Below are 22572 nucleotides of genomic sequence, written 5' to 3'. Positions count from 1 at the left end.
GGTCCACATGATCGGGATCGGCGGCGCGGGGATGTCCGCCGTCGCGCGCATCCTGCTCGACCACGGGGTGGCCGTCTCGGGCAGCGACGCCCGGGACTCCGCCGAGCTACGGACACTCGCCGGCCGAGGTGCGGTGGTCCGCGTGGGCCACGACGCGGCGGCGCTGGACGCGCTCGCCGCGCCGCCGCAGATCGTGGTGGTGTCCAAGGCAGCGATCCCCGCGGACAATCCCGAGCTGGTCGCGGCGAGGGCCGCCGGGATCCCCGTCGTCACCCGATCGCAGGTGCTCGGTCACCTCGCCCGGGCCGGCCGGTCGATCATGGTGTGCGGAACGCACGGCAAGACCTCCACCACATCGATGCTCATCGCGGGGATGCTGGCCGCCGGCGCGGATCCGTCCTTCGCGGTGGGGGGCACCGTGCTGCAGTTCGGCACCAACGCCCGCGGCGGCGCAGACCCCGTGTTCGTGGCCGAGGCCGACGAGTCCGACGGCTCCCTGGTGCACTACGAGCCGGACGTGGTGATCCTCACCAACGCCGAGCCCGACCACCTCGACCACTTCGGCACCGCCGAGGCGTACTTCGAGGTCTTCGACACGTTCCTCGCCCGGATCCCCGAGACCGGTGCGCTCGTGGTGTGCCTCGACGACCCGGGTGCCGTCGAACGCGCCCGTCGCGCGGCCGCCGCGGGGGTCCGCGTGGTGGGGTACCGCACCTCGACCGGGCCCCGCACCGACCTGCCCGTCGGTGGCGAACTCGCGGGAATCGACGTCGACGCGGGCGGGACCCGCGCCGGGCTCACCCTCGACGGGCGGCCCCGCGGGGAGCTCCACGTGGGCACCCCGGGCGAACACATGGCGCTCAACGCGCTCGCCGCGCTGCTGGCCGCACGGGAGATCGGTCCGGACGCCGGGATCGACGTCGACGGCTTCCTCGCCGGTCTGTCCGGGTTCGGGGGAGTGGGGCGCCGGTTCGAACCCAAGGGAACGGCCGTACTCGGTGGCGGGAGGGTGCGGGTCTGGGATGACTACGCGCACCACCCCACCGAGGTCACGGCCGTCCTCGGGGCGGCGCGCGAGATCGTCTCCTCGGACGGGGGACGGCTGATCGCCGTCTTCCAGCCCCACCTGTACTCGCGGACGCGGATCTTCGCCGAGGAGTTCGGGCGGGCCCTGTCCCTCGCGGACGAGGTGGTGGTTCTGGACGTGTACGGCGCCCGCGAGCAGCCCGAGCCTGGTGTCGACGGCGGACTGGTGGCCCGACACGTCACCCGCCCCGTCCACCACGTCCACGACCTCGACGCCGCCCTGGCCGCGGTGTTCGACGTCGCCCGCGCGGGCGACGTCGTCTTCACCCTCGGCGCCGGCGACATCACCACGCTCGGCCCGAGGATCGTGGCCGGGCCCGCGGGCAGCGGGACGGATCCGCGCACGAGGGCCGCGCCGTGACCGACGAGCCGCTCGAGGACCCGGCGGACCGGACGGAGCACACGGTGTCCGACGATCCGGACCGCAGACTCGCCGAGGCCACCCTGCGCCGCTCCGACGAGCGGGTGCGGCACTCCGACCCGGCGGTCCGGGCCACGCTCCGTAGGCGACGTCGCCGCACCAACCGCATCTACATGGGGCTCGGCGTGGCACTGGTGGTCCTGCTGGTGGGGTACGTCGCCCTGTACTTCCTGCCGGTGTTCTCCGTCCGGGATGTGCAGGTGGACGGGATCCGCACCATCCCGGAGGAGGTGGTGACCGAGCGGGCGGCGGTGCCGGCGGGCACCCCGCTGCTGCAGGTGGACACCCACGCGGTGGCCCGCCGGGTCGCCGGTATCCCGAGGGTCGACCAGGTCACGGTCAAGCGGGAGTACCCCTCGACCCTGCGGATCGAGTTGATCGAGCGCACCGCACTCGTCGTGGTGGAGGTCGACGGCGCACAGCACCTGGTCGACGGGCAGGGTATCGACTTCGGTCAGGGGGAGCCGCCGCCCGGCACACCCGTGCTCACCGTGGGAGACGAGGCCCGCGCCGACCTGCCCGGGATCGTCCGGGACCTGGCGACGGTCTTCGCCGAGGTCCGGGGGACCGCGGGCCAGGAGATCGCCGCGGTGGAGGTCGAGACCCCGGCGTCGATCGTGCTCACCCTCGTCGACGGGCGGACCGTGGAGTGGGGATCCGCGGGGCGTGATCACGAGAAGGCGGTCGCTCTGCAGATGGTCCTCGAACAGCCGGGCCAGGTCTGGAACGTGGCCAATCCGGCGTTGCCCGCCTCGCGGTAGACACGACACGCCCGCGAGCCTCGTGGACGTGTGGGGCCGGTGGCCCTACCGTGAGATCCGACGACGGAAACCGCCTCTGACCAGCAACTTTAACCCTCAACTTGAGGGTGAGAGTTCACCGTCGGGGGACTCCGTCGAGACAGCATGCAACCGAGCACGACACCCCCATAGGAAGGCCGGGCCTCGATGAGCTCACCGCACAACTACCTCGCAGTCATCAAGGTCGTCGGAATCGGGGGCGGCGGTGTCAACGCCGTCAACAGGATGATCGACGAGGGTCTCAAGGGTGTCGAGTTCATCGCGGTGAACACGGATGCGCAGGCCCTGCTCATGTCCGATGCCGACGTCAAGCTCGACGTCGGCCGCGAACTGACCCGCGGCCTGGGCGCCGGCGCCGACCCGGAGGTCGGCCGCAAGGCCGCCGAGGACCACAAGGACGAGATCGAGGAGGTCCTCAAGGGGGCGGACATGGTCTTCGTCACGGCCGGCGAGGGCGGCGGCACCGGAACCGGCGGCGCGCCGGTCGTGGCGTCCATCGCGCGCAAGCTCGGCGCGCTGACCGTCGGCGTGGTCACGCGCCCGTTCTCGTTCGAGGGCAAGCGCCGCGGGGGACAGGCCGAGGTGGGCATCGAGGGTCTGCGCGAGGCCTGCGACACCCTCATCGTGATCCCCAACGACCGCCTGCTCCAGCTCGGTGACGCGGGCGTGTCCATGATGGAGGCCTTCAAGACCGCCGACGAGGTCCTCCTCAACGGTGTCCAGGGCATCACCGACCTCATCACCACCCCCGGCGTGATCAACGTGGACTTCGCCGACGTCAAGGGCGTCATGTCCGGTGCGGGCAGCGCCCTCATGGGCATCGGTTCCTCGCGCGGCGAGGGCCGGGCCTACAAGGCCGCCGAGGCCGCCATCAACTCGCCGCTGCTGGAGACGACGATGGAGGGCGCCAAGGGCGTGCTCATGTCGATCGCCGGTGGCAGCGATCTGGGCCTGTTCGAGATCAACGAGGCCGCGACCCTCGTCCAGGAGGAGGCGCACCCCGACGCCAACATCATCTTCGGAACCGTCGTCGACGACTCGCTCGGGGACGAGGTCCGGGTGACCGTGATCGCGGCCGGTTTCGAGGGTGGTTCCCGTCAGGTCACCGCCGGCACGGGACTGTCGCGGCGCGGGCGTCATCACCTCGACGACGACGAGTCGGTCCCCGGCGCCTCGGGGGACACCGGCGGTGCCTCCGGACTCGGATCGACCCCGCTCGACGGCGGCCGTCGCGAGGAGCGGCGCGAGTCGACCCCGGCGCAGTCCGGCGCCGGCTCCGCGGGTTCGCGGCGCCGGGACGAGGACGACGACATCGACGTCCCGCCCTTCATGCGGCACTGAGCGCGGGACATGACCACCCGAGCCACGCGCGGTCCCGGGCGCGTCCGCCGTGTCATCACCAACCGGAGTGGCGGAGCATCCACCGGGGATTTCGCCTCCTTCAACCTCGGCGACCACGTCGGCGACGCCCCGGCCTCGGTGGCCACCAACCGGGCCCGCCTCGCGCGCAGGCTCGGATTGCCGGCCTCGGACGTGGTGTGGATGGACCAGGTCCACGGCACCCGGATCGCACGTGTCACCCGGCCCACGGGGGGAGCGGTCCCGGCCACGGACGGGCTCGTGACCGACCGGCCGGGGCTGGCCCTCGCGGTACTGACCGCCGACTGCGTCCCGGTCCTGGCCGCCGACGAGCAGGCGGGGGTCATCGGCGCGGTCCACGCCGGCCGGGTGGGCGCGGTGGGCGGGATCGTGCCCTCGCTGATCGGGGCCATGACCTCGCTGGGTGCACGTCCCGAACGGATCACCGTCCTGCTCGGGCCGGCCGCGGCGGGGCAGCACTACGAACTCCCCGACGACATGGCGGACGAGGTCGAGACGGCGCTCCCGGGCAGCCGCACCCGGACCGTCGACGGGACAACCGGGGTGGACCTGCGTGCCGGACTCGCTCGCCAACTCGCCGGTCTCGGAGTCGTCCGCGTCGACACCGACCCGCGGTGCACCATCGCCGACGACTCCCTCTTCTCCTATCGGAGGCAGGGTCGCACCGGGCGCCAGGCCAGCGTGATCTGGCGACAGGTCTGACCGTCTGGCGACCGGTCGGGACTCTCCGATAGGTTACGGTCATGTACCGATGTACCTGTCCGGTGGTCGCCGGCCGTGTCTGATCCCCGATCCGAGGAGCTGGCCGCGCGGCTCGCCGAGACCAGGGATCGCCTCGACGCGGCCCTGGCGGCCGCGGGCCGGACCGACGAGGTCGACCTCGTCGTCGTCACGAAGTTTCACCCCGTCGACGACGTGACACGGCTCGCCCGCCTGGGGGTCCGTGACCTGGGGGAGAACCGGGTCCAGGAGGCGGCCGCGAAGGTGGCCGACCTGTCGGCCGCCGAACCCGGACTGGCCGCGGGCGTGCGCTGGAACATGATCGGGCACATCCAGTCCAAGAAGGCCGCCGCCGTGGCCGGATGGGCCGACCGCGTGCACTCGGTGGACTCGGTCAGGGTCGCCGACGGACTGGAGAAGGGCCGCGCCCGGGCTGCGGCCGGGCGGGACGACGCCCCGGTCCTGCCGGTCCTGCTCCAACTGAGCCTGGACGGCGACACCACCCGCGGTGGGGTGACCCGCGAGGACCTCCCGGGCCTCGCCGACCACGTCGCGGCACTGGAGCACTTGCGCCTGGCCGGCCTCATGGTGGTGCCTCCGCTGGAGGGGGCGCCGGCCGCCCACTTCGCCGACGCCGCGGAGGTGGCCCGCGCACTGCGCCGGGACCATCCGGGAGCCGGGCAGTTCTCCGCCGGGATGTCCGGCGATCTGGAGCCCGCGATAGCCGCGGGTTCGACCTGCGTGCGTGTCGGAACGGCGATCCTGGGGCCGCGACCAGTAATTTGAGCAGCAGCATCGTGGGGCCTCTCCCCACGGAGAACGCCCGCGACGAACCGCATCAGGAAGGTCCCCGGAAGATGAGCGCAATCGCCCGGTTCAAGGAGTACTTCGGAATGGCGCCCGTCGCGGCGTACGAGGACGAGTACCTGGACGACTACGACCGCCCGGTCCATCACGACATCCGCGGCTCCCGTGCGCTGCACGAGACCGATGACCTGGGCCCCGTCGCCCGGGATCGTCGCGAGGACTACGGGTACGCCGCCGACCGCTTCGGTGACGAGTCGGTGCCCCGGACCCGCCTGTCGGACCTCGACCCCGTCGAGGACCACGCTCCGGATCGTCGTGGACGCGGTGGACTCGACGAGCCGGCACCGCGCCCCCGTCGCTACCACGCGGCCGAGGCCGGGGCCCGGGCGTCACTGCGGGGTGTGCCCGTGACCCGCGGTTCCGTGGCGCTCGCGCCGGAGGAGGACTTCATCGAGGACGGACTGGTGACCGTGCCCGAGACCGTGGTCGAGCGCCCTCGTGGTTTCGGCGACGGCAAGAGCCTGGGGGAGCACTTCCGCGCCGGGCGCGCCGTGGTGCTGGACCTGTCCACCATGGCCTCCGGGGACGCCCGCCGCATGGTGGACTTCGCCGCCGGACTGGTCTTCGGGCTCGACGGCCGTATGGAGAAGGTGTCCGATCGGGAACGCACCTTCCTGCTCCAGCCCGCCGGGATGGACCTCACCGAGGCGGAGATCCGCGACGCCGTCAGCGGCGCGTTCCGTCGCTGATCCCGCCCCGCCCACCCCGCCTGACCAGGTGCCCGCGACGGAGCGTCGACGAGTGCCAGTAGGGTGATGACGTGCAAGAAATCCTGCTGGTCCTTTACATCATCACCCAGGTCTTCTGGTATCTCCTGCTGGCCAGGATCGTCGTGGAGATGATCGCCTCCTTCTCCCGCGGCTGGAACCCCCGCGGTGTCGTGGCGGTGGTCCTCGAGTGGTTGTTCACCATCACCGACCCACCTGTCAAGGCGCTGCGCAAGGTGATCAAGCCCGTCCGGATAGGTCAGGTATCCCTGGACCTGTCGGTCCTGGTCCTCTTCGTGATCATCATCGTGATCCAGTTGATCCTGCGCATCCTGATGACCAGCGTCGCGTGAGGCGTATCGCGGGCCGCTGGTGACGCGCGGGCCGAATGTGACTAGATTGGCACGCGTTAAGGTAGTAATGAAGTCGTGGGTCCGGTGCGAGAACGCCGGGCCGGCACCCGAGACGACCACGAGGGGTATCCCATGCGCTTGACTCCAGCCGATGTGCACAACGTCGCGTTCTCCAAGCCGCCGATCGGTAAGCGGGGCTATAACGAGGACGAGGTCGACCAGTTCCTGGACCTGGTCGAGGAGGAGCTCGGAAAGCTCGTGGAGGACAACGACGACCTCCGTCAGCGTGTCGAGGAGCTGACCAAGGACCTCGAGAAGGCCCGGAAGGCCCCCGAGAAGTCCGACAAGTCCTCCGGTGACTCCGCGGGCGGTTCGGGTGCCGGCCGCGTCGAGGAGCCGCAGGCCGCCGCACCGGCCGCCCCGGCCGCCCCGGTTCCCACCCCGGCCCCGGCTGCGGCGACGCCGTCCCTCGCCAAGAGCGACGACAGCGGTGCCGCGAACTCGGACACCCACCTACGTGCGGCCCGGGTGCTGGCCATGGCGCAGGAGATGGCCGACCGGCTCACCGGAGAGGCCAAGAAGGAGTCCGACGGGCTCATGGCCAAGGCCCGAGGCGAGTCCGATCGACTGGTCGGTGACGCCAAGTCGCAGTCCGAGAAGATGGTCGGCGACGCCCGCAAGGAGGCCGACAAGATCCTCGGCGAGGCCAAGACGAAGTCGGACGGGATCGTCAAGGACGCCCAGACGCGCTCGGACCAGCAGATCAAGGAGGCGCAGGCCAAGGCCGACGCCCTGCAGGCCGACGCGGAGCGCAAGCACACCGAGATCATGGCCACCATCAACCAGCAGCGTGGCGTGCTCGAAGGTCGGATCGACCAGCTGCGGACGTTCGAGAAGGACTACCGCAACAGGCTCACAAGCTACCTGGAGAACCAGCTCTCCGAACTCGGCAAGACCGGGTCCGCCGCACCCGCCGCCCCGGCGGAGAACGCCGGTGCACCTGAGCAGGGTGCGAAGAAGGACGGCGGCCACCGCGCCGAGTAGTCCCCTCCTGCTCCATTCGTCCGGTCCCCGCCCCTGCCCAGGGTGCGGGGGCCGACGTATATTCAGGGGGTGGGTCCGCCCTCGGGCCGGTTCGCCCCACGACACGCCACCCGGCAGGAGGAACGCATGCTCGTCGCCGCACTCGGACTGACGATCCTCGGGTTCGCCTTCCTCGTGGCCGCCGTGGCCACCGGTCAGATCGGGTGGGCGTGGGCCTGCATCGCGGTGGGAGCCCTCGGGCTCATCCTGCTGGTGGTGGACCTCGTCCGGGGTCGTGGCGCGACCGACAGGTCCGGGCAGGGCCCGTCGGAGGTGGCGGAAGAGGCGGACACCCGCGCCGACGGGTAGCATCACCTGATGTCCGGCTGTGAGCCGGGCGTGCTGTGATCCGGCCATCACCGGGGAGCGCTCGGAAGAACGGCCGGCCCCGTCACGGGACCGGCTCAGTAGAACCGAACCGGGGGAGAACGTCTCACGCCCCCGACCCACGAGTGGGCGTCGCACCGTCGTCGCCAAACGGGGTGGTACCGCGGACGGAACGTGCCAGTCGCGATCCGGATCGTCCCCGAGCGCAGGCCTGTCGGCCCCACGGTTGCCAACTCGTGCGGGCCCCGTACCGCGAGGAGTCCGCCCCCCATGAGCACCGAGCCCATGACCCCCGACACCGTGACCACCGAGACCGCGAACCCCGAGCAGACCGCGACGGGCAGCGCGTACCCGGTTCTCGACCTCACCGGGGGGACCAGCGCACAGTCGCCGTCCTTCCCCGCGCTCGAGGAGTCGGTCCTGGCCCGCTGGGACGCCAGGGACACCTTCAGGGAGTCCGTCCGCAGGCGCGCGGACGACGAGGAGTACGTCTTCTACGACGGCCCCCCGTTCGCCAACGGCCTCCCCCACTACGGACACCTGCTCACCGGGTACGTCAAGGACGTGATCCCGCGCTACCGCACCATGCGCGGATACCTGGTCGAGCGCCGCTTCGGCTGGGACTGCCACGGACTGCCGGCCGAGCTCGAGGCGGAGAAGCAACTCGGGATCACCGAGAAGTCGCAGATCCTCGAGATGGGGCTGGCGGAGTTCAACGCCGCCTGCAAGGACTCGGTCCTGCGCTACACCGACGAGTGGGAGGAGTACGTCCACCGTCAGGCCCGCTGGGTGGATTTCGAGAACGACTACAAGACGCTCGACATCGACTTCACGGAGTCGGTCCTGTGGGCCTTCAAGCAGCTCCACGACAAGGGGCTGGTCTACAAGGGCTTCCGGGTGTTGCCGTACTCCTGGTACGAACAGACGCCCCTGTCCAACCAGGAGACCCGGTTGGACGACGCGTACAAGATGCGTCAGGACCCGGCGGTCACCGTCGGCCTGTTGCTCGAGGCGCCGCAGTCCAGCCCGTTCCACGGCGCGGAGGCGCTGGTCTGGACGACGACCCCCTGGACCCTGCCGTCCAACCTCGCCGCCGCGGTGCATCCCGATATCGACTACTCCGTGGTGCGGGTGAACTCCGGTGAGCTCGCCGGCCGACGCTTCGTCGTGGCCGAGGCCCGCCGCGGCGTCTACGCCCCCGAGTTCGGCGAGGATTCCGAGGTGGTGGCGACGGTCAAGGGCACCGAGATGGTGGGCCTGAAGTACATCCCGCCGTTCGATTTCTTCGTCGGACACGCGGGCGCCCACGTGGTGCTGTCGGCCGACTACGTCACCACCGAGTCGGGCACCGGCATCGTGCACCTGGCCCCCGCCTTCGGTGAGGAGGACAAGGACGCCTGCGACGCCGCGGGCATCGAGCTCGTGATCCCGGTGGGCCCCGACGGGAAGTTCACCTCCGAGGTCCCGCCGTACGCGGGGCAACTGGTCTTCGACGCCAACGCGCCCATCTCGCGCGATCTGCGAGCCGCGGGGCGCCTGGTCCGACACGAGACCATCGAGCACTCCTATCCGCACTCGTGGCGCTCCGGCAAGCCGCTCATCTACATGGCCCTGCCCGCCTGGTTCGTCAAGGTCACCGCGTTCCGGGACCGCATGGTCGAACTCAACCGCGACCACATCACCTGGATGCCGGAGCACGTGCGCGACGGGCAGTTCGGCAAATGGCTCGAGGGCGCCCGCGACTGGAACATCAACCGGAACCGCTACTGGGGTGCACCGATCCCCGTGTGGGAGTCCGACGATCCCGCCTACCCGCGCGTGGACGTGTACGGCTCGCTGGACGAGCTCGAGGCCGACTTCGGCGTGCGGCCCACCGATCTGCACCGCCCGTACATCGACGAGTTGACCCGGCCCAACCCGGACGACCCGACCGGCAGATCCACGATGCGCCGGGTCGCCGACGTGTTCGACTGCTGGTTCGAGTCCGGGTCCATGCCGTTCGCCCAGGTCCACTACCCGTTCGAGAACAAGGAGTGGTTCGAGACCCACAACCCGGGTGACTTCATCGTCGAGTACAACGGGCAGACCCGCGGGTGGTTCTACACGCTGCACGTGCTGGCCACGGCGCTGTTCGACCGCCCGGCCTTCACCCACGTCGCCGCCCACGGGATCGTCCTGGGCAACGACGGGCTCAAGATGAGCAAGTCCAAGGGCAACTACCCGGACGTCAACGAGGTGTTCGCGCGCGACGGGTCCGACGCCATGCGCTGGTTCCTCATGAGCTCGCCGATCCTCAGGGGCGGCAACCTCGTGGTGACCGAGCAGGGTATCCGGGAGGGTGTGCGTCAGGCCATGCTGCCGCTGTGGAACTCCTACAGCTTCCTCCAGCTGTACGCGGCCGAGCGCGCCACGTGGCGGACGGACTCGCAGCACGTCCTGGACCGCTACATCCTGTCCAGACTGGCCACCACCCGGGACGCGATGACCGAGGCCCTGGACACCACCGACATCGCCTCCGCGTGCGACGAGCTGCGGCAGTTCGCCGACGCCCTGACCAACTGGTACGTGCGCCGCTCCCGATCGCGGTTCTGGGCGGGGGAGTCCTCGGGGCAGGACTCCCGCGACGCGTTCGACACGCTCTACACCGTGCTCGAGACCACGATGCGCCTGGCGGCACCGCTGCTGCCGCTGATGTCGGAGGTCGTGTGGACCGGGCTCACGGGCGAGGAGTCGGTGCACCTGGCCGACTGGCCGGCCGCGGACGAGCTGCCGCGCGACCCCGAGTTGGTGGAGGCGATGGAGGCCGTGCGTGACGTGTGTTCGACCGTGTCCTCGATCCGCAAGGCCAAGCAGCTGCGCGTGCGCCTGCCGCTCAACTCCCTCACCGTGGCGATGCCCGACGCCGAGCGACTGGAACCGTTCACCGGGATCATCGCCGACGAGGTCAACGTGCGCCGGGTCGACCTGACCAGCGACGTGGCGGCCCACGGACGGATGGAGTTGGCGGTCAACGCCCGCGCGGCCGGGCCGCGGCTCGGAAAGCAGGTGCAGGCGTGCATCAAGGCCGCCAAGACCGGTGACTGGTCCGAATCCGGCGGCGTGGTGACGGCCGGCGGCGTGGAACTGCAGGCGGGCGAGTTCGAACACCGGCTGGTGGCCGCGGACCCGGAGTCGACGGCCGCGCTCCCAGGCGGGGCCGGACTGGTGGTGCTGGACCTGAACGTCACCGAGGAGCTGGAGGCGGAGGGCTGGGCCAAGGACAGGATCCGCGAGATCCAGGAGGCCCGACGCGGTGCGGGGTTCGACATCTCCGACCGCATCCGGGTGCGGCTGGAGGTCCCGGCGGCCCGCCGCGACTGGGCCGACCGCCACGCCCGGCTCATCGCCGGAGAGGTCCTGGCCACCGACTTCGCCGTGGTCGACGCGCTGGGGCCGAACGACGGAACCTCTGCCGACGGTGACCCCGTAGAGCTCGCCGAGGGCGTCAGGATGACGCTCGCCCGGGTCTGACCCGGCGCGGGTGGTCGTGACCTACCGGGGGCGACTGTGACGGACGGGCAGGACCGATGGGTCCTGCACGTGGACATGGACGCGTTCTTCGCCTCCTGCGAGCAGCTGACCCGGCCGACCCTGCGGGGTCGCCCGGTGCTCGTGGGCGGCCAGGGCGGGCGCGGTGTGGTCGCGGGGTGCTCGTACGAGGCGCGGGCCAAGGGTGCCCGCTCCGCCATGCCCTCCCACCAGGCGCGGCGCCTCGTCGGGCCCGCGGCGGTGTTCGTCTCCCCGCGGATGCCCGTCTACCGCGCGCTGAGCCGGCGGGTGTTCGAGGTCTTCGCCGAGCACGCGCCGGTGGTCGAGCAGGTCTCGGTGGACGAGGCGTTCCTCGAACCACCGGAGCTCCGGGGCGCCGACGTCGACCGGACGCGGCGGTGGGCCCACGACCTGCGGGCGGCCATTCGTGAGGCCACGGGCCTGCCGGCATCGGTGGGCGCGGGTGCCGGCAAGCAGTACGCCAAGATCGCCTCGGAACTGGCCAAGCCGGACGGAGTGGTGGTGGTTCCCCGTCGTGATCACACCGAGGTGCTGTTCCCGCTCCCGGTGCGGAGTCTGTGGGGCGTGGGGCCGGTGGCGGGGGAGAGGTTGTCCCAGTTCGGGATCGCCACGATCGGGGACCTGGCCGCGATGGACGACGACGACGTGGTCCACGCGCTGGGGCGGACCGTGGGCCCGGCCATCGCCCGGATCGCGCGGGGATACGACGACAGACCGGTGCACGAGCGGGCCGAGGCCAAGCAGATCAGCGCCGAGAGCACCTTCGCGGCCGATCTCACGACCGCCGGCCAGGTCGGCATGGCCGTGCGCCGCTCCGCGGAGGGCGCGCACCGGCGGCTACTGGGCGACGGCCGCGCGGCCCGGACGGTGACGGTCAAGGTCAAGCGGCCGGACTTCACCTCCATCACGCGCTCGTACACCCTCCCGGCCGGGACCACCTCGCTGGAGACCATCGTCGCCGTGGCCCGGTCACTCGCCCCGGACCCGCTCGACTTCGGAGCGATCCGCCTGCTGGGCGTGGGCCTGTCGGGACTGACCGAGATCCACCAGGACGCCCTGTTCGAGCAGGAGTACCGGCCGGAGAACCGGCCGGGCCACGGAGTCGACGACGAGGACCTGCCCGACATCATCGGGGTGGGCACCACCGTCACCACCGACGAGGCCGACCCCGCGGACGCCGTGGCCGGGGCGGGGGCGGTGACGGCCGACGGCACGGAGTCTCCGCTCGACGACGCAGCCGGAGGCCCGCCGGCGATCGGTGCGTGGCGTGAGCGCGGTCACCAGCGGTTCGAGAGCGGGGCGGACGTCAGGCACCCGGAGTACGGCCACGGATGGGTCCAGGGCTCCGGCCACGGGAGGGTCTCCGTGCGGTTCGAGACCGCGCTCACCGGGCCGGGTCGGATGCGGACCTTCGCCGAGGACGACCCCGCACTCGAGGCCGCCGATCCGCTGGACTCCCTCGGCTGGTGAGGCCCGGGCGGCCATCACCTCCCCCCTCCCCGGGTGCGCTGCGTGTCGGGACCAGAGCGGCATCGCAACCCCGGGGGAGCCGTACAGAAGGCCAGCGTAACCCCGCGGGAGGGGGCGGGCGCATCAGCTGTAGAGATGGAACCGCGGCCACTGTCGGCGGATCTCGGCGGCGCCCTCGGTGGGGTCGGCGGCATCGGTGAGCGAGCAGAGCGCGGTGAGCAACACCCGCGCCTGGCCCGGACGCAGGTACCCGCAGCTCAGCACGCCCCGCGTCGCGAGCTCCGCGCCACCGCCGGGCCCCGAGTAGGTGGCGGTGGCCTCGCCCCGCGGCACGCGGCTGGCGATCGCCACCACGACGTCCGGGCGCTCGACCGACAGTTCCGCCACGGCCTCGGCGACCAGCGGCGGCAGGTTTCCGGAGCCGGAGCCCTCGAGAACGAGCCCGCGGGCCCCGGCCTCGACGCATGCACGCAACGCCACCGCGTCTGATCCGGGTGGGCAGGAGACCACGTCGACCCGGGTGCCGGCGAACCGCGCCCGGCCGGACAGGGTGGGTCGCTCGAGCTCCGGCGGGAGGTCCTCGACGGGCAGGTCCGGGGCGTTCCGGGCGAACGCGACCGACTCGGTGGTGTGCCACTTGCGCACGCCACGGGCCTGCAGGATCGCCCGGCCCAGGACCACCAGGACGCCGAGATCGCGCGAGACCGGATCGGCCGCGAGCAGGACCGCGTCGAGGAGGTTGGCCGGGCCGTCGGCCTCGGGATGGTCGGCGGGCAGCTGGGCACCGGTGACCGCCACCGGGCGAGGATCGGTGTGGTGGAGATCCAGCGCCATGGCCGTCTCCTCGAGGGTGTCCGTCCCGTGCGTCAGCACCACCCCGGACACGCCCGGATCGGTGAGGACGTCGGCGACGGCGTCGACCACCCGGTCCCACTCCGCCGGGCCGAACGTCGAGGAGTCGGCATCCAGCAGGGTCCGGGCGCTCACCCGCACCGACCCGGGCAGCACCGTGCGGAGACCGTCGAGCATCGCCTGGGTGGCCGCGTCCGAGTCGCCCGCCACCACGCCTGCCGGGGTGGTCGAGGCGGTGATGGTGCCGCCCGTGGTGCAGATCACGACGTGCGCGGTGTCCGTGCTGGTATCGACGCTGTTCACCCGGTCCACAGTGGAGTGCTCCGGTGCTGTCGTCAACCACCCGGGCCGCGGTCGATGGAACAATGGTGGATCCGGACTCGTTGGGCCGGTGAACGGCCTGACAACCGCACAACACTGACAGCCGAACAACACAGACGATCGTGCGACACGACGATCGCCCATCACGACGAAAGGACCACGCGTGAGTCTTCGACGGACCATCGCCGCAGTCTCCCTGTCCGCCTTCGCCCTGGGCGGACTCGCCGCTTGTGGCGGGGACGACGACGGAGGGCGCGAGACCGCACCGGCCCCCACGACGACCGCGCAGGAGGCCGCCGCCGTACCCACCGCCGAAGAACTGACCCAGCTGCTCGACCGGGCCTCCGACCCGACGGTCCCCGTCGCGGAGAAGGTCGACCTGGTGGAGGGCGGCGCCGAGGCGCCCGAGCTGTTCGACCAGATCGCGGCCCTCAAGGCCGAGCAGGGCGCCGACGTGACCATCACCGGCGCCGCCGAGGGCGACATCCCCGGCACGCTCATCGCCAACGCGGTGATCATGCAGCCCGGCCAGGAGGACATCAACGTCCAGGCGCAGTTCATCCGGCAGGACGGTCAGTGGCAGCTCCAGCAGTCCTTCGCCTGCGCACTCATCACCAATGCCGGGCTCGAGCCGCCGGCCAGCTGCGCTGTCGCCTGACCCGCTGACTACTGACCCGCCGGCTCCTGTTCCACGCGGCGGAACTCCAGCACCGAGTCCTCGTCGTAGGTCGTGCGCCGGCCCGACCCGGGATCTACGTACACGGCCCGCGTCGAGGACTCGGTCGTGCCGTCCACCGGTAGTGGCGCCCGGAGGTCCACCGTGAGCTCGCCCGAACCCTCGACCTCGTAGGTCTCGACCTGCAGGGTGACACCCGGCCCGCCGTCGGGAGCCGCGGCGTCGAGCGTGCCCGCCGCCCCGGGCGCGCTCGTCTGCGCGCTGACGGTGGCCACGTCGCCGTCGAGGGCGCTCAGTTCGTAGGTGACGACCCGCGTCGGGGCCACCGCGTCGTCGACCGTGCGGGTGACCGTCCACCGGGCACCCACCCCGATCGGCTCGGTCGGCCAGGCGACGGTCGCCTCGGACACGGCGTTCGCGGTGATCTCCACTCCCGCGCGGGCGGCGTCCGTCGCGGTGGCGGGCGCCTCCAGTGAGAGTGCGCGCACGATGCCGTCGGCACTGCGGGTCCATGTGACCGAGAACCCCGGGGCGGTCGCGAACTGGGACGAGCGGAACTCGTCCACGGAGGTGAAGTCGAGGGCGGTCACGGTGGCCCGCTGGGCGCCGTCGACGTCCGGCTCCGAGAGTCCCTCGACGGTCAACGTCTGCTCGGGGGTCCGATCGACCCTCGGTTCGGACCCGGGGACCGTCGTGCGTGACGTCGCCGACCGGGTGACGGCGACGGTCAGCGGTTCGCGCGAGGGCGCGTAGGCCAACACCCGCAGTTCGCCCGTGCCCTCGTCGAGGAGGTCCACGGTCGGGGCGGGGCCGGTGTCCACCGTGACCGGCGGCTCGAGGGTCTGCTCCTGCGGGGAGCCGGCCGCCCCGTCCCCGGCGTCCCCGCCGTCCGCGCAGGCGGAGACGGTACCCACGAGCGCGGCCGCCAGGGCGCCGGCCAGCAGTCGGCGACGCCCGCGTGCGGATCGGGAGGGGCCGGAGGAGAGGGGGCTTCGGGGGTCCACGATTCCCGAGCCTAGAGGGTCGGACCACCGGGACATCCGCCCCGCCGGTGCATCAGGGATACTGGACCGCATGACGGAGACCAACGGGACACGGTCCGACGCGCCGGGACCGGTGCCCGAGGGCGCGGACGCCCGCTTCTTCCGTGCCGGTCCACTGGTCATGCTGGCCATCGCGGCCGTGATCGTGATCGTCGACCAGATCACCAAGGTCCTCGCGGTGGCGGGCCTCGAGGATGCGCAGCCGATCCGGATCGTCGGTGACACCGTGCGACTCCTCCTCCTGCGCAACCCCGGCGCGGCCTTCTCGATGGGGACCGGGTCGACCGTGATCCTGAGCATCGTGGCCACGGTGGTCGTGCTGGGTCTGCTGTGGTTCTCACGTCAGGTCCACTCGCGGTGGTGGGCGTGGGGACTCGGGTTGATCCTTGGTGGGGCCGCCGGGAACCTCATCGACCGGTACCTCCGCTCGCCCGGGGTGTTGCGCGGTCACGTGGTGGACTTCGTCTCGGTGGGCTGGTGGCCCGTGTTCAACGTGGCCGACTCGTGCCTCGTCGCCGGGGTGATCGTGGTGGCGGTCGCCGTGTTCAAGGGCGTGGACTACGACGGCACGCGCGCCTCCGAGAAGATCACCGGCACCACGACGGGCGACGTCGACAGCGGGACGCGTGACGGGAAGGACAACGCCGATGGGTGAACTGCGGACCTTCCCCGTCCCCGACGGGCTCGACGGGATGCGGGTCGACGCCGGGGTCTCCCGCCTGCTCGGGATATCCCGGACGGCGGTCGCCGACCTCGCCGTCGAGGGCAAGGTCCTGGTCGACGGCCGGGCGGTGGGCAAGTCCGACAAGCTCACCGGGACGTCGTGGATCGAGGTCGAGATGCCGGATCCGCGGGCCGAGCCGACGGTGGTCGCCGAGCCGGTCGAGGGGATGGCGGTGATCTACTCGGACGATCACATCGTCGTCGTCGACAAACCCGTCGGGGTGGCCGCGCACGCCTCCGTCGGGTGGACCGGTCCCACCGTGATCGGCGGCCTGGCCGCCGCCGGGTACCGGATCTCCACCTCCGGGCCGCCGGAACGCAAGGGGATCGTCCACCGCCTCGACGTGGGCACGTCGGGACTGATGGTGGTGGCGGCGTCGGAGCTGGCGTACACACTGCTCAAGCGGGCGTTCCGCGACCGCACGGTCGACAAGACCTACCACGCGCTCATCCAGGGGCACCCCGATCCGTCGTCCGGGACGATCGACGCCCCGATCGGCCGGCACACCTCCAATGACTGGCGATTCGCCGTCACGTCCGACGGCAAGCACTCGATCACCCACTACGACACGCTCGAGGCCCACCAGGCCGCTTCGCTGGTGGAGGTGAAGCTGGAGACCGGGCGCACCCACCAGATCCGCGTGCACTTCTCGGCCCTGCACCACCCGTGCGCGGGCGACCTGACCTACGGCGCCGACCCGGTCCTGGCCAAGCGGCTCGGACTCGAACGGCAGTGGCTGCACGCGGTGGGGCTGGGCTTCGAACACCCGGGCAGCGGGGAGCGCGTCGACTTCGCCAGCACGTACCCGGACGATCTCCAGCACGCGCTGGACGTTCTCCGCCCGGCGTGAACGCCCCCGCGCGCACCGGTCGGGAGACCTCCCGGTCGGGTGCGCTGCGGGTGCTCAGGATCGCGGGGGTCGGCGTGGTGATCATCCTGGCGCTGGTGGCGATCCTCACCGCGTTGCGTACCGAACTCCCGCGCAGCCCCGGGGTGATGAGCGACGCGCTCGGCCCCGAGAGCGGTGAGCCGGTCGACGACTACCTCGCGCGGGCCGCGGACTCGCTCGACGGTGGAATTGGTGATTCCGGCGCCGATGGTGAGGTCGTCGACCACGACGCACCCCGTTGGGCGCTCGTCACCGCCACCCGGGCGTGGTCGGTCACCGACGCCGCGGGGGTGGTCCGCGAGCTCCCCCGGGTCTCGGGGTTGTACGTCCAGGTGCCGGTCGACGGCGTGGCCATGCCGGTGACCGGCGCGACGGTGGCCGAGCCGGTGGCGGGGGAGTCCGGCCGCGAGCCGGTGTTCGAGCGGGGCCTCGAGCAGGTCGGGCAGCGGTTGGACGGCCCCGCCCAGACAGGACCCGGTGCCGCCGCCCCGCCCGACGACGCACGGGCCGCCGCGCTCGACGCACTCACCGTGTCGCGGATCCGCTCGGGGGAGCCGGCGATCATCGGACTGCTCGTCCGGGGCACTCCCGAGCAGTTGCGCGCGGTGGCCGGGCAGCCGGGGGTGCGAGCGGTCGAGGCGCTGCCCGCCGACGCGGTGTGGGAGCGCTTCGCCGTCCGGCCGTTGCAGCCGCAGCAGATCGATGTCGCGCTCCCACTGCCCGACGACGCCCCCGTGCCGCCGACCTGATCTGGCGCGGGCTAGGGTCGCGCCGGTGAGCGGGAGCGGGAGCGGGAGCGGGAGCGACAGATCGGTGGCCGGCGGCATGGTGGCCGGAGTCGCGGCATACACACTGTGGGGATTCTTCCCGGCGTTCTTCCCTCTTCTCGAGCCCGCCGGCGCCGTCGAGATCGTGGGCCACCGCATCGTCTGGTCGCTGGTGATCATGGCGCTGGTGCTGACCGTCATGAGGCGGTGGCGGGAACTGTGGGCGCTCGACCGCCTCTCGTGGGCCAGGATCGCCGGAGCCGCCGCGTTCATCACGGTGAACTGGGGTGTGTACGTGTACACGGTCAACTCCGAGCGGGTGACCGAGGCGGCGCTGGGGTACACGATCAACCCCCTGGTCAGCGTTCTCCTGGGAGTGCTGGTCTTCCGCGAACGACTGAACCGACCACAGGTGCTCGCGGTGGCCCTCGCCGTCGTCGCCGTGGGGGTACTCACCGTGGGGTACGGGCACTTCCCGTACCTCTCGGTGCTCCTGGCGTCGAGTTTCGGCCTCTACGGGGTCTTCAAGAAGAAGCTCCGCGCGGACCCGGTGGTCGGGATGACCGGTGAGGTGCTGGTCATCGCCCCGCTCGCGATGACCGTGTTGGTGTGGCTGGGCGCGACCGGCGCGGGCACGTTCACCGGTCACGGGGCGGGTCACTCGGTGCTGCTTGCCACCGCCGGCCTGGTGACGGTGGTGCCGTTGCTGCTGTTCGCGACGGCCGCCCAGCGGATCCCCCTGGCCACCGTGGGCATGCTGCAGTACATCATCCCGGTCCTGCAGATGGCCTGGGGTCTGCTCGTGGTCGGGGAGCGACTGGACGCGGTCCAGTGGACGGGCTTCGCGCTGATCTGGGTGGCCGTGATCGCGTTCACGCTGTCGGGGAGGTCGCCACGCACGCCCCGCGCTGGGGTTTCGGGAACTGTCGGAGAACCGACCTAGACTGGGCCGGACAGACCGTAGGAGGAATGCTGCGTGGGCGGTTCCCAGTTCGTGCATCTGCACAATCACACCGAGTTCTCGATGCTGGACGGGATGGCGCAGATCGACCCGTTGTTCGCCGAGGCGAAGCGACTCGGAATGCCGGCGGTGGGGATGACCGACCACGGCAACATGTACGGCTCCTCGGACTTCTACAGGCAGGCCAAGAAGACCGGCATCACACCGATCATCGGGATCGAGGCGTACGTCGCCCCCGAGTCGAGGTTCAACAAGAAGCGCGTGCTGTGGGGCGAGAAGCACCAGAAGGGCGACGACGTCGCCGGTTCGGGCGCCTACACCCACATGACCATGGTCGCCGAGAACGCCACCGGCCTGCGCAACCTGTTCCTGCTCTCCTCACTCGCCTCGTATGAGGGCCAGCTGGGCAAGTGGGCCCGCATGGACGCGGAGATCCTGGCCGAGCACTCCGAGGGGATCATCGCCACGTCGGGCTGCCCCTCCGGCGAGATCCAGACCCGCCTGCGCCTGGGCCACCGGAAGGAGGCCTACGAGGCGGCGGAGAAGTGGCAGTCGATCTTCGGCAAGGACAACTTCTTCCTGGAGCTCATGGACCACGGCATCGACATCGAGCGGCGGGTCCGGGAGGACCTGCTCAAGCTCGGCAAGGACCTGGGGATGCCGCCGCTGGTGACCAATGACTGCCACTACGTCACCCGCGAACAGTCGCACGCGCACGAGGCGATGCTCTGCGTGCAGACCGGCAAGACGCTCGCCGACGAGAACCGCTTCAAGTTCGACGGTGACGGGTACTTCCTCAAGTCCGCGGACGAGATGCGGGCCCAATGGGACTCCGAGGTCCCGGGCGGCTGCGACAACACATTGTGGATCGCCGAGCGCGTTCAGCCCTACGACGAGATCTGGGCCCCCAAGGACCGGATGCCCAAGTTCCCGGTGCCCGAGAGCGAGACGGAGGACACCTGGCTTGCCAAGGAGGTTCGGAAGGGTCTGGAGTGGCGCTTCCCGGACGGCGTCCCGCAGGAGTACCTCGACCGCGCGGAGTTCGAGCTCGAGGTGATCAAGGGCAAGGGGTACCCCGGGTACTTCCTCGTGGTCGGCGACCTCATCGAGTACGCCCGTTCCATCGGCATCAAGGTCGGCCCGGGTCGCGGGTCCGCCGCCGGAGCACTGGTGGCGTACGCCCTCAAGATCACGAACATCGACCCGATCGAGCACGGGTTGCTGTTCGAGCGGTTCCTCAACCCCGAGCGACCGTCCGCGCCCGATATCGATATCGACTTCGACGACCGGCGGCGCGGCGAGATGATCCGCTACGCCAGCGACAAGTGGGGCGCGGACAAGATCGCCCAGGTCATCACCTTCGGCACTATCAAGACCAAGGCCGCCATCAAGGACGCCGCGCGCGTCAACTTTGGTCAGCCCGGGTACGCGATCGCGGACAGGATCACCAAGGCGCTGCCGCCCGCCGTCATGGCCAAGGACATCCCGCTCTCGGGCATCACCGACCCCAAACACGAGCGTTACGGCGAAGCCTCCGAGGTGCGTCAGCTCCTCGAGACGGACCCCGACGTCAAGCGGATCTACGACACGGCGCGCGGGTTCGAGGGCATGGTCCGCCAGGCGGGCGTCCACGCGTGCGCGGTGATCATGTCCTCCGAGCCCCTGCTCGACGTGATCCCCATGTGGAAGCGAGCCCAGGACGGCGCCCTCATCACCGGGTGGGACTACCCCTCCTGCGAGGACATCGGCCTGCTCAAGATGGATTTCCTGGGGCTGCGCAACCTCACGGTGATCGGCGACTGCCTGGAGAACATCAAGCTCAACCGCGGCGAGGAGATCGACCTCGACACGCTGAGCACCGACGACCAGGCCACCTATGACCTCCTGGCCAGCGGCGACACCCTGGGCGTGTTCCAGCTGGACTCCGGCGGCATGCGCGAGCTGCTCAAGCGCATGAAGCCCACCGGGTTCAACGACATCGTGGCCGCCCTCGCGCTGTACCGCCCCGGCCCCATGGGCATGGGAACGCACTGGAACTACGCGGACCGCAAGAACGGCAAACAAGAGCTGGTGCCCATCCATCCGGAGCTCGAGGAGCCGCTGAGGGTGATCCTCGGTGAGACCCACGGCCTGATCGTGTACCAGGAGCAGATCATGGCCATCTCCCGCGAGCTCGCGGGATACACGGCCGGTGAGGCCGACGGCTTCCGCAAGGCCATGGGCAAGAAGAAGGCGGAGGTCCTGGCGGCCGAGTACGAGAAGTTCTCGGGCGGCATGTTCGAGCGGGGTTTCTCCAAGGACGCGGTAGACGCCCTGTGGGGCACCATCGAGCCCTTCGCCTCGTACGCCTTCAACAAGTCCCACGCCGCCGGCTACGGACTGGTCTCCTTCTGGACCGGCTACCTCAAGGCCAACTACCCGGCCGAGTACATGGCCGCCCTGCTCACCTCGGTGGGTGACGACAAGGACAAGGCCGCGCTGTACCTCTCCAACTGCAGGCAGATGGGTATCCGGGTCCTGCCGCCCTCGGTCAACGAGTCGCTGACCAACTTCGCCTCGGTGGGCACGGACATCCGCTTCGGCATGGGCGCGGTCCGCAACGTCGGCTCCCACGTGGTGGACTCCGTCGTGACCGCGCGGAAGGAGAAGGGGCCGTTCACCGATTTCTCCGACTACCTGGCCAAGATCGACCAGACCGCGTGCACCAAGAAGGTCACCGAGTCGCTGATCAAGGCCGGCGCGTTCGACTCCCTGGAGCATCCACGCAAGGGCTTGTTCCTGGTCCACGCAGATGCCGTCGAATCGGTCATGTCCACGAAGAAGGCCGAGGCGGTGGGCCAGTTCGACCTGTTCGGTGGAGGAGACGACGACGACGGGGACGTAGCTTCGTCCTTCGGCGACGTGTTCGCGGTACGGGTTCCCGACGAGGAATGGGACATCAAGCAGAAGTTGGCGCTCGAGCGGGAGATGCTCGGTCTGTACGTGTCAGGCCACCCGCTGGACGGGCTGGAGTCCGCTCTCGCCGCCAAGACCGACACGTCGATCGCCACCATCCACGAGGGTGAACTGCCTCACGGCACCGCCGTGACGATCGGCGGGATCATCTCCGGTGTCGACCGCCGGGTCAACAAGAACGGCGAGCCCTGGGCGATCGTCACCATCGAGGACTTCCACGGCAGCGTCGAGGTGCTGTTCTTCCCCAAGACGTACCGGCTCGCGGCCCTGGACATCGCGGAGGACGCGGTGGTCCTAGTCAAGGCCCGGATCAACATCCGTGAGGACCGTGTCTCCGTCTTCGGTGACACCCTGGAGGTGCCCGACCTGGTCGTGGGCGGCAACGGTGCCCCGCTGGCGCTCACGCTGCCCACGCGGATGTGCACCATCGAGACCGTGACCGCCCTCAAGAACGTCCTGGGCCGACACCCCGGGCCGTCGGACGTCCATCTGCGGCTGGTCAACGGGAACTCCTCGACGGTGCTGCGTCTGGACGACCATCTGCGGGTCGAGACGTCGTCCTCACTCATGGGTGATCTCAAGGCGCTGCTCGGGCCGGGTTGCCTCACCGGATGACCGGTT

19 protein-coding genes are annotated in these 22572 nt (G+C 70.7%); 17 read left to right on the top strand and 2 right to left on the bottom strand.

What is annotated here, in order from left to right; genetic code table 11:
• The first annotated feature begins 7 nt into the window (after positions 1 to 7).
• The 11 genes from murC (at position 8) to NJE57_RS10760 (ending at position 12763) form a co-directional block, all read left to right on the top strand.
• Positions 8 to 1447, top strand: a complete 1440-nt coding sequence (gene murC / locus NJE57_RS10810) for a UDP-N-acetylmuramate--L-alanine ligase (protein WP_319028525.1) — start codon at positions 8 to 10, stop codon at positions 1445 to 1447.
• A complete protein-coding gene (locus tag NJE57_RS10805; protein ID WP_319028413.1) occupies positions 1444 to 2268 on the top strand; it encodes a cell division protein FtsQ/DivIB in 825 nt (274 codons plus the stop codon). The genes murC and NJE57_RS10805 overlap by 4 nt, the downstream gene beginning before the upstream one ends.
• A gap of 186 nt (positions 2269 to 2454) precedes the next feature.
• Positions 2455 to 3648: a cell division protein FtsZ gene (gene ftsZ, locus NJE57_RS10800; RefSeq protein WP_319028412.1), complete on the top strand. Its 1194-nt coding sequence runs from the start codon at positions 2455 to 2457 to the stop codon at positions 3646 to 3648.
• Between the two features lie 9 nt (positions 3649 to 3657).
• Positions 3658 to 4389 (top strand): peptidoglycan editing factor PgeF, encoded by a 732-nt coding sequence (pgeF, locus tag NJE57_RS10795; RefSeq protein WP_319028411.1) that lies wholly within the window; start codon positions 3658 to 3660, stop codon positions 4387 to 4389.
• 75 nt (positions 4390 to 4464) lie between these two features.
• Positions 4465 to 5193 carry a YggS family pyridoxal phosphate-dependent enzyme gene (locus NJE57_RS10790; RefSeq protein WP_319028410.1) on the top strand — a complete coding sequence of 243 codons (729 nt, stop codon included), beginning with the start codon at positions 4465 to 4467 and terminating at the stop codon, positions 5191 to 5193.
• Positions 5194 to 5264: 71 nt separating this feature from the next.
• Positions 5265 to 5963, top strand: coding sequence for a cell division protein SepF (locus NJE57_RS10785; RefSeq protein ID WP_319028409.1), 699 nt, complete (start codon positions 5265 to 5267; stop codon positions 5961 to 5963).
• A 71-nt stretch (positions 5964 to 6034) separates the two neighbouring features.
• Positions 6035 to 6334, top strand: coding sequence for a YggT family protein (locus NJE57_RS10780; RefSeq protein WP_319028408.1), 300 nt, complete (start codon positions 6035 to 6037; stop codon positions 6332 to 6334).
• A gap of 132 nt (positions 6335 to 6466) precedes the next feature.
• The gene (locus NJE57_RS10775; protein WP_319028407.1) at positions 6467 to 7378 is read left to right on the top strand and encodes a DivIVA domain-containing protein; all 912 of its coding nucleotides are present in this window, start codon (positions 6467 to 6469) and stop codon (positions 7376 to 7378) included.
• A gap of 69 nt (positions 7379 to 7447) precedes the next feature.
• A complete protein-coding gene (locus NJE57_RS10770; protein WP_319028406.1) occupies positions 7448 to 7726 on the top strand; it encodes a hypothetical protein in 279 nt (92 codons plus the stop codon).
• 303 nt (positions 7727 to 8029) lie between these two features.
• Positions 8030 to 11254 carry an isoleucine--tRNA ligase gene (gene ileS / locus NJE57_RS10765; RefSeq protein ID WP_413464403.1) on the top strand — a complete coding sequence of 1075 codons (3225 nt, stop codon included), beginning with the start codon at positions 8030 to 8032 and terminating at the stop codon, positions 11252 to 11254.
• Positions 11255 to 11290: 36 nt separating this feature from the next.
• Positions 11291 to 12763 carry a DNA polymerase IV gene (locus NJE57_RS10760; RefSeq protein WP_319028404.1) on the top strand — a complete coding sequence of 491 codons (1473 nt, stop codon included), beginning with the start codon at positions 11291 to 11293 and terminating at the stop codon, positions 12761 to 12763.
• Positions 12764 to 12886: 123 nt separating this feature from the next.
• Here NJE57_RS10760 and NJE57_RS10755 read toward each other — a convergent pair whose 3' ends face one another.
• A complete protein-coding gene (locus NJE57_RS10755; RefSeq protein WP_319028403.1) occupies positions 12887 to 13918 on the bottom strand; it encodes an asparaginase in 1032 nt (343 codons plus the stop codon).
• Between the two features lie 181 nt (positions 13919 to 14099).
• Here NJE57_RS10755 and NJE57_RS10750 point away from each other — a divergent pair, with 181 nt between their 5' ends.
• On the top strand, positions 14100 to 14594 hold the full coding sequence (locus tag NJE57_RS10750) for a hypothetical protein (protein ID WP_319028402.1): 495 nt from the start codon (positions 14100 to 14102) through the stop codon (positions 14592 to 14594).
• Between the two features lie 8 nt (positions 14595 to 14602).
• On the opposite strand, the gene NJE57_RS10745 is transcribed toward NJE57_RS10750, so the two are convergent.
• Positions 14603 to 15616 carry a hypothetical protein gene (locus NJE57_RS10745; RefSeq protein ID WP_319028401.1) on the bottom strand — a complete coding sequence of 338 codons (1014 nt, stop codon included), beginning with the start codon at positions 15614 to 15616 and terminating at the stop codon, positions 14603 to 14605.
• A 70-nt stretch (positions 15617 to 15686) separates the two neighbouring features.
• On the opposite strand from NJE57_RS10745, the gene lspA reads away from it, so the two are divergent.
• The 5 genes from lspA (at position 15687) to dnaE (ending at position 22566) form a co-directional block, all read left to right on the top strand.
• Positions 15687 to 16310 carry a signal peptidase II gene (lspA, locus tag NJE57_RS10740; RefSeq protein WP_319028400.1) on the top strand — a complete coding sequence of 208 codons (624 nt, stop codon included), beginning with the start codon at positions 15687 to 15689 and terminating at the stop codon, positions 16308 to 16310.
• Positions 16303 to 17229 (top strand): RluA family pseudouridine synthase, encoded by a 927-nt coding sequence (locus NJE57_RS10735; protein ID WP_319028399.1) that lies wholly within the window; start codon positions 16303 to 16305, stop codon positions 17227 to 17229. Before lspA ends, NJE57_RS10735 begins: the two co-directional genes overlap by 8 nt.
• Positions 17226 to 18017: a hypothetical protein gene (locus NJE57_RS10730; RefSeq protein ID WP_319028397.1), complete on the top strand. Its 792-nt coding sequence runs from the start codon at positions 17226 to 17228 to the stop codon at positions 18015 to 18017. The genes NJE57_RS10735 and NJE57_RS10730 overlap by 4 nt, the downstream gene beginning before the upstream one ends.
• 76 nt (positions 18018 to 18093) lie before the next feature.
• Positions 18094 to 18978 (top strand): EamA family transporter RarD, encoded by an 885-nt coding sequence (gene rarD, locus NJE57_RS10725; RefSeq protein WP_413464402.1) that lies wholly within the window; start codon positions 18094 to 18096, stop codon positions 18976 to 18978.
• A gap of 33 nt (positions 18979 to 19011) precedes the next feature.
• Positions 19012 to 22566 (top strand): DNA polymerase III subunit alpha, encoded by a 3555-nt coding sequence (dnaE, locus tag NJE57_RS10720; protein ID WP_319028395.1) that lies wholly within the window; start codon positions 19012 to 19014, stop codon positions 22564 to 22566.
• Positions 22567 to 22572: the final 6 nt, after the last annotated feature.

This window comes from Dietzia sp. PP-33 (assembly GCF_033790845.1).
Taxonomy (GTDB): Bacteria; Actinomycetota; Actinomycetes; order Mycobacteriales; family Mycobacteriaceae; genus Dietzia.
The sequence above is the reverse complement of the archived record's forward strand: the minus strand, read 5'-3'. Positions and strand labels throughout refer to the sequence as shown.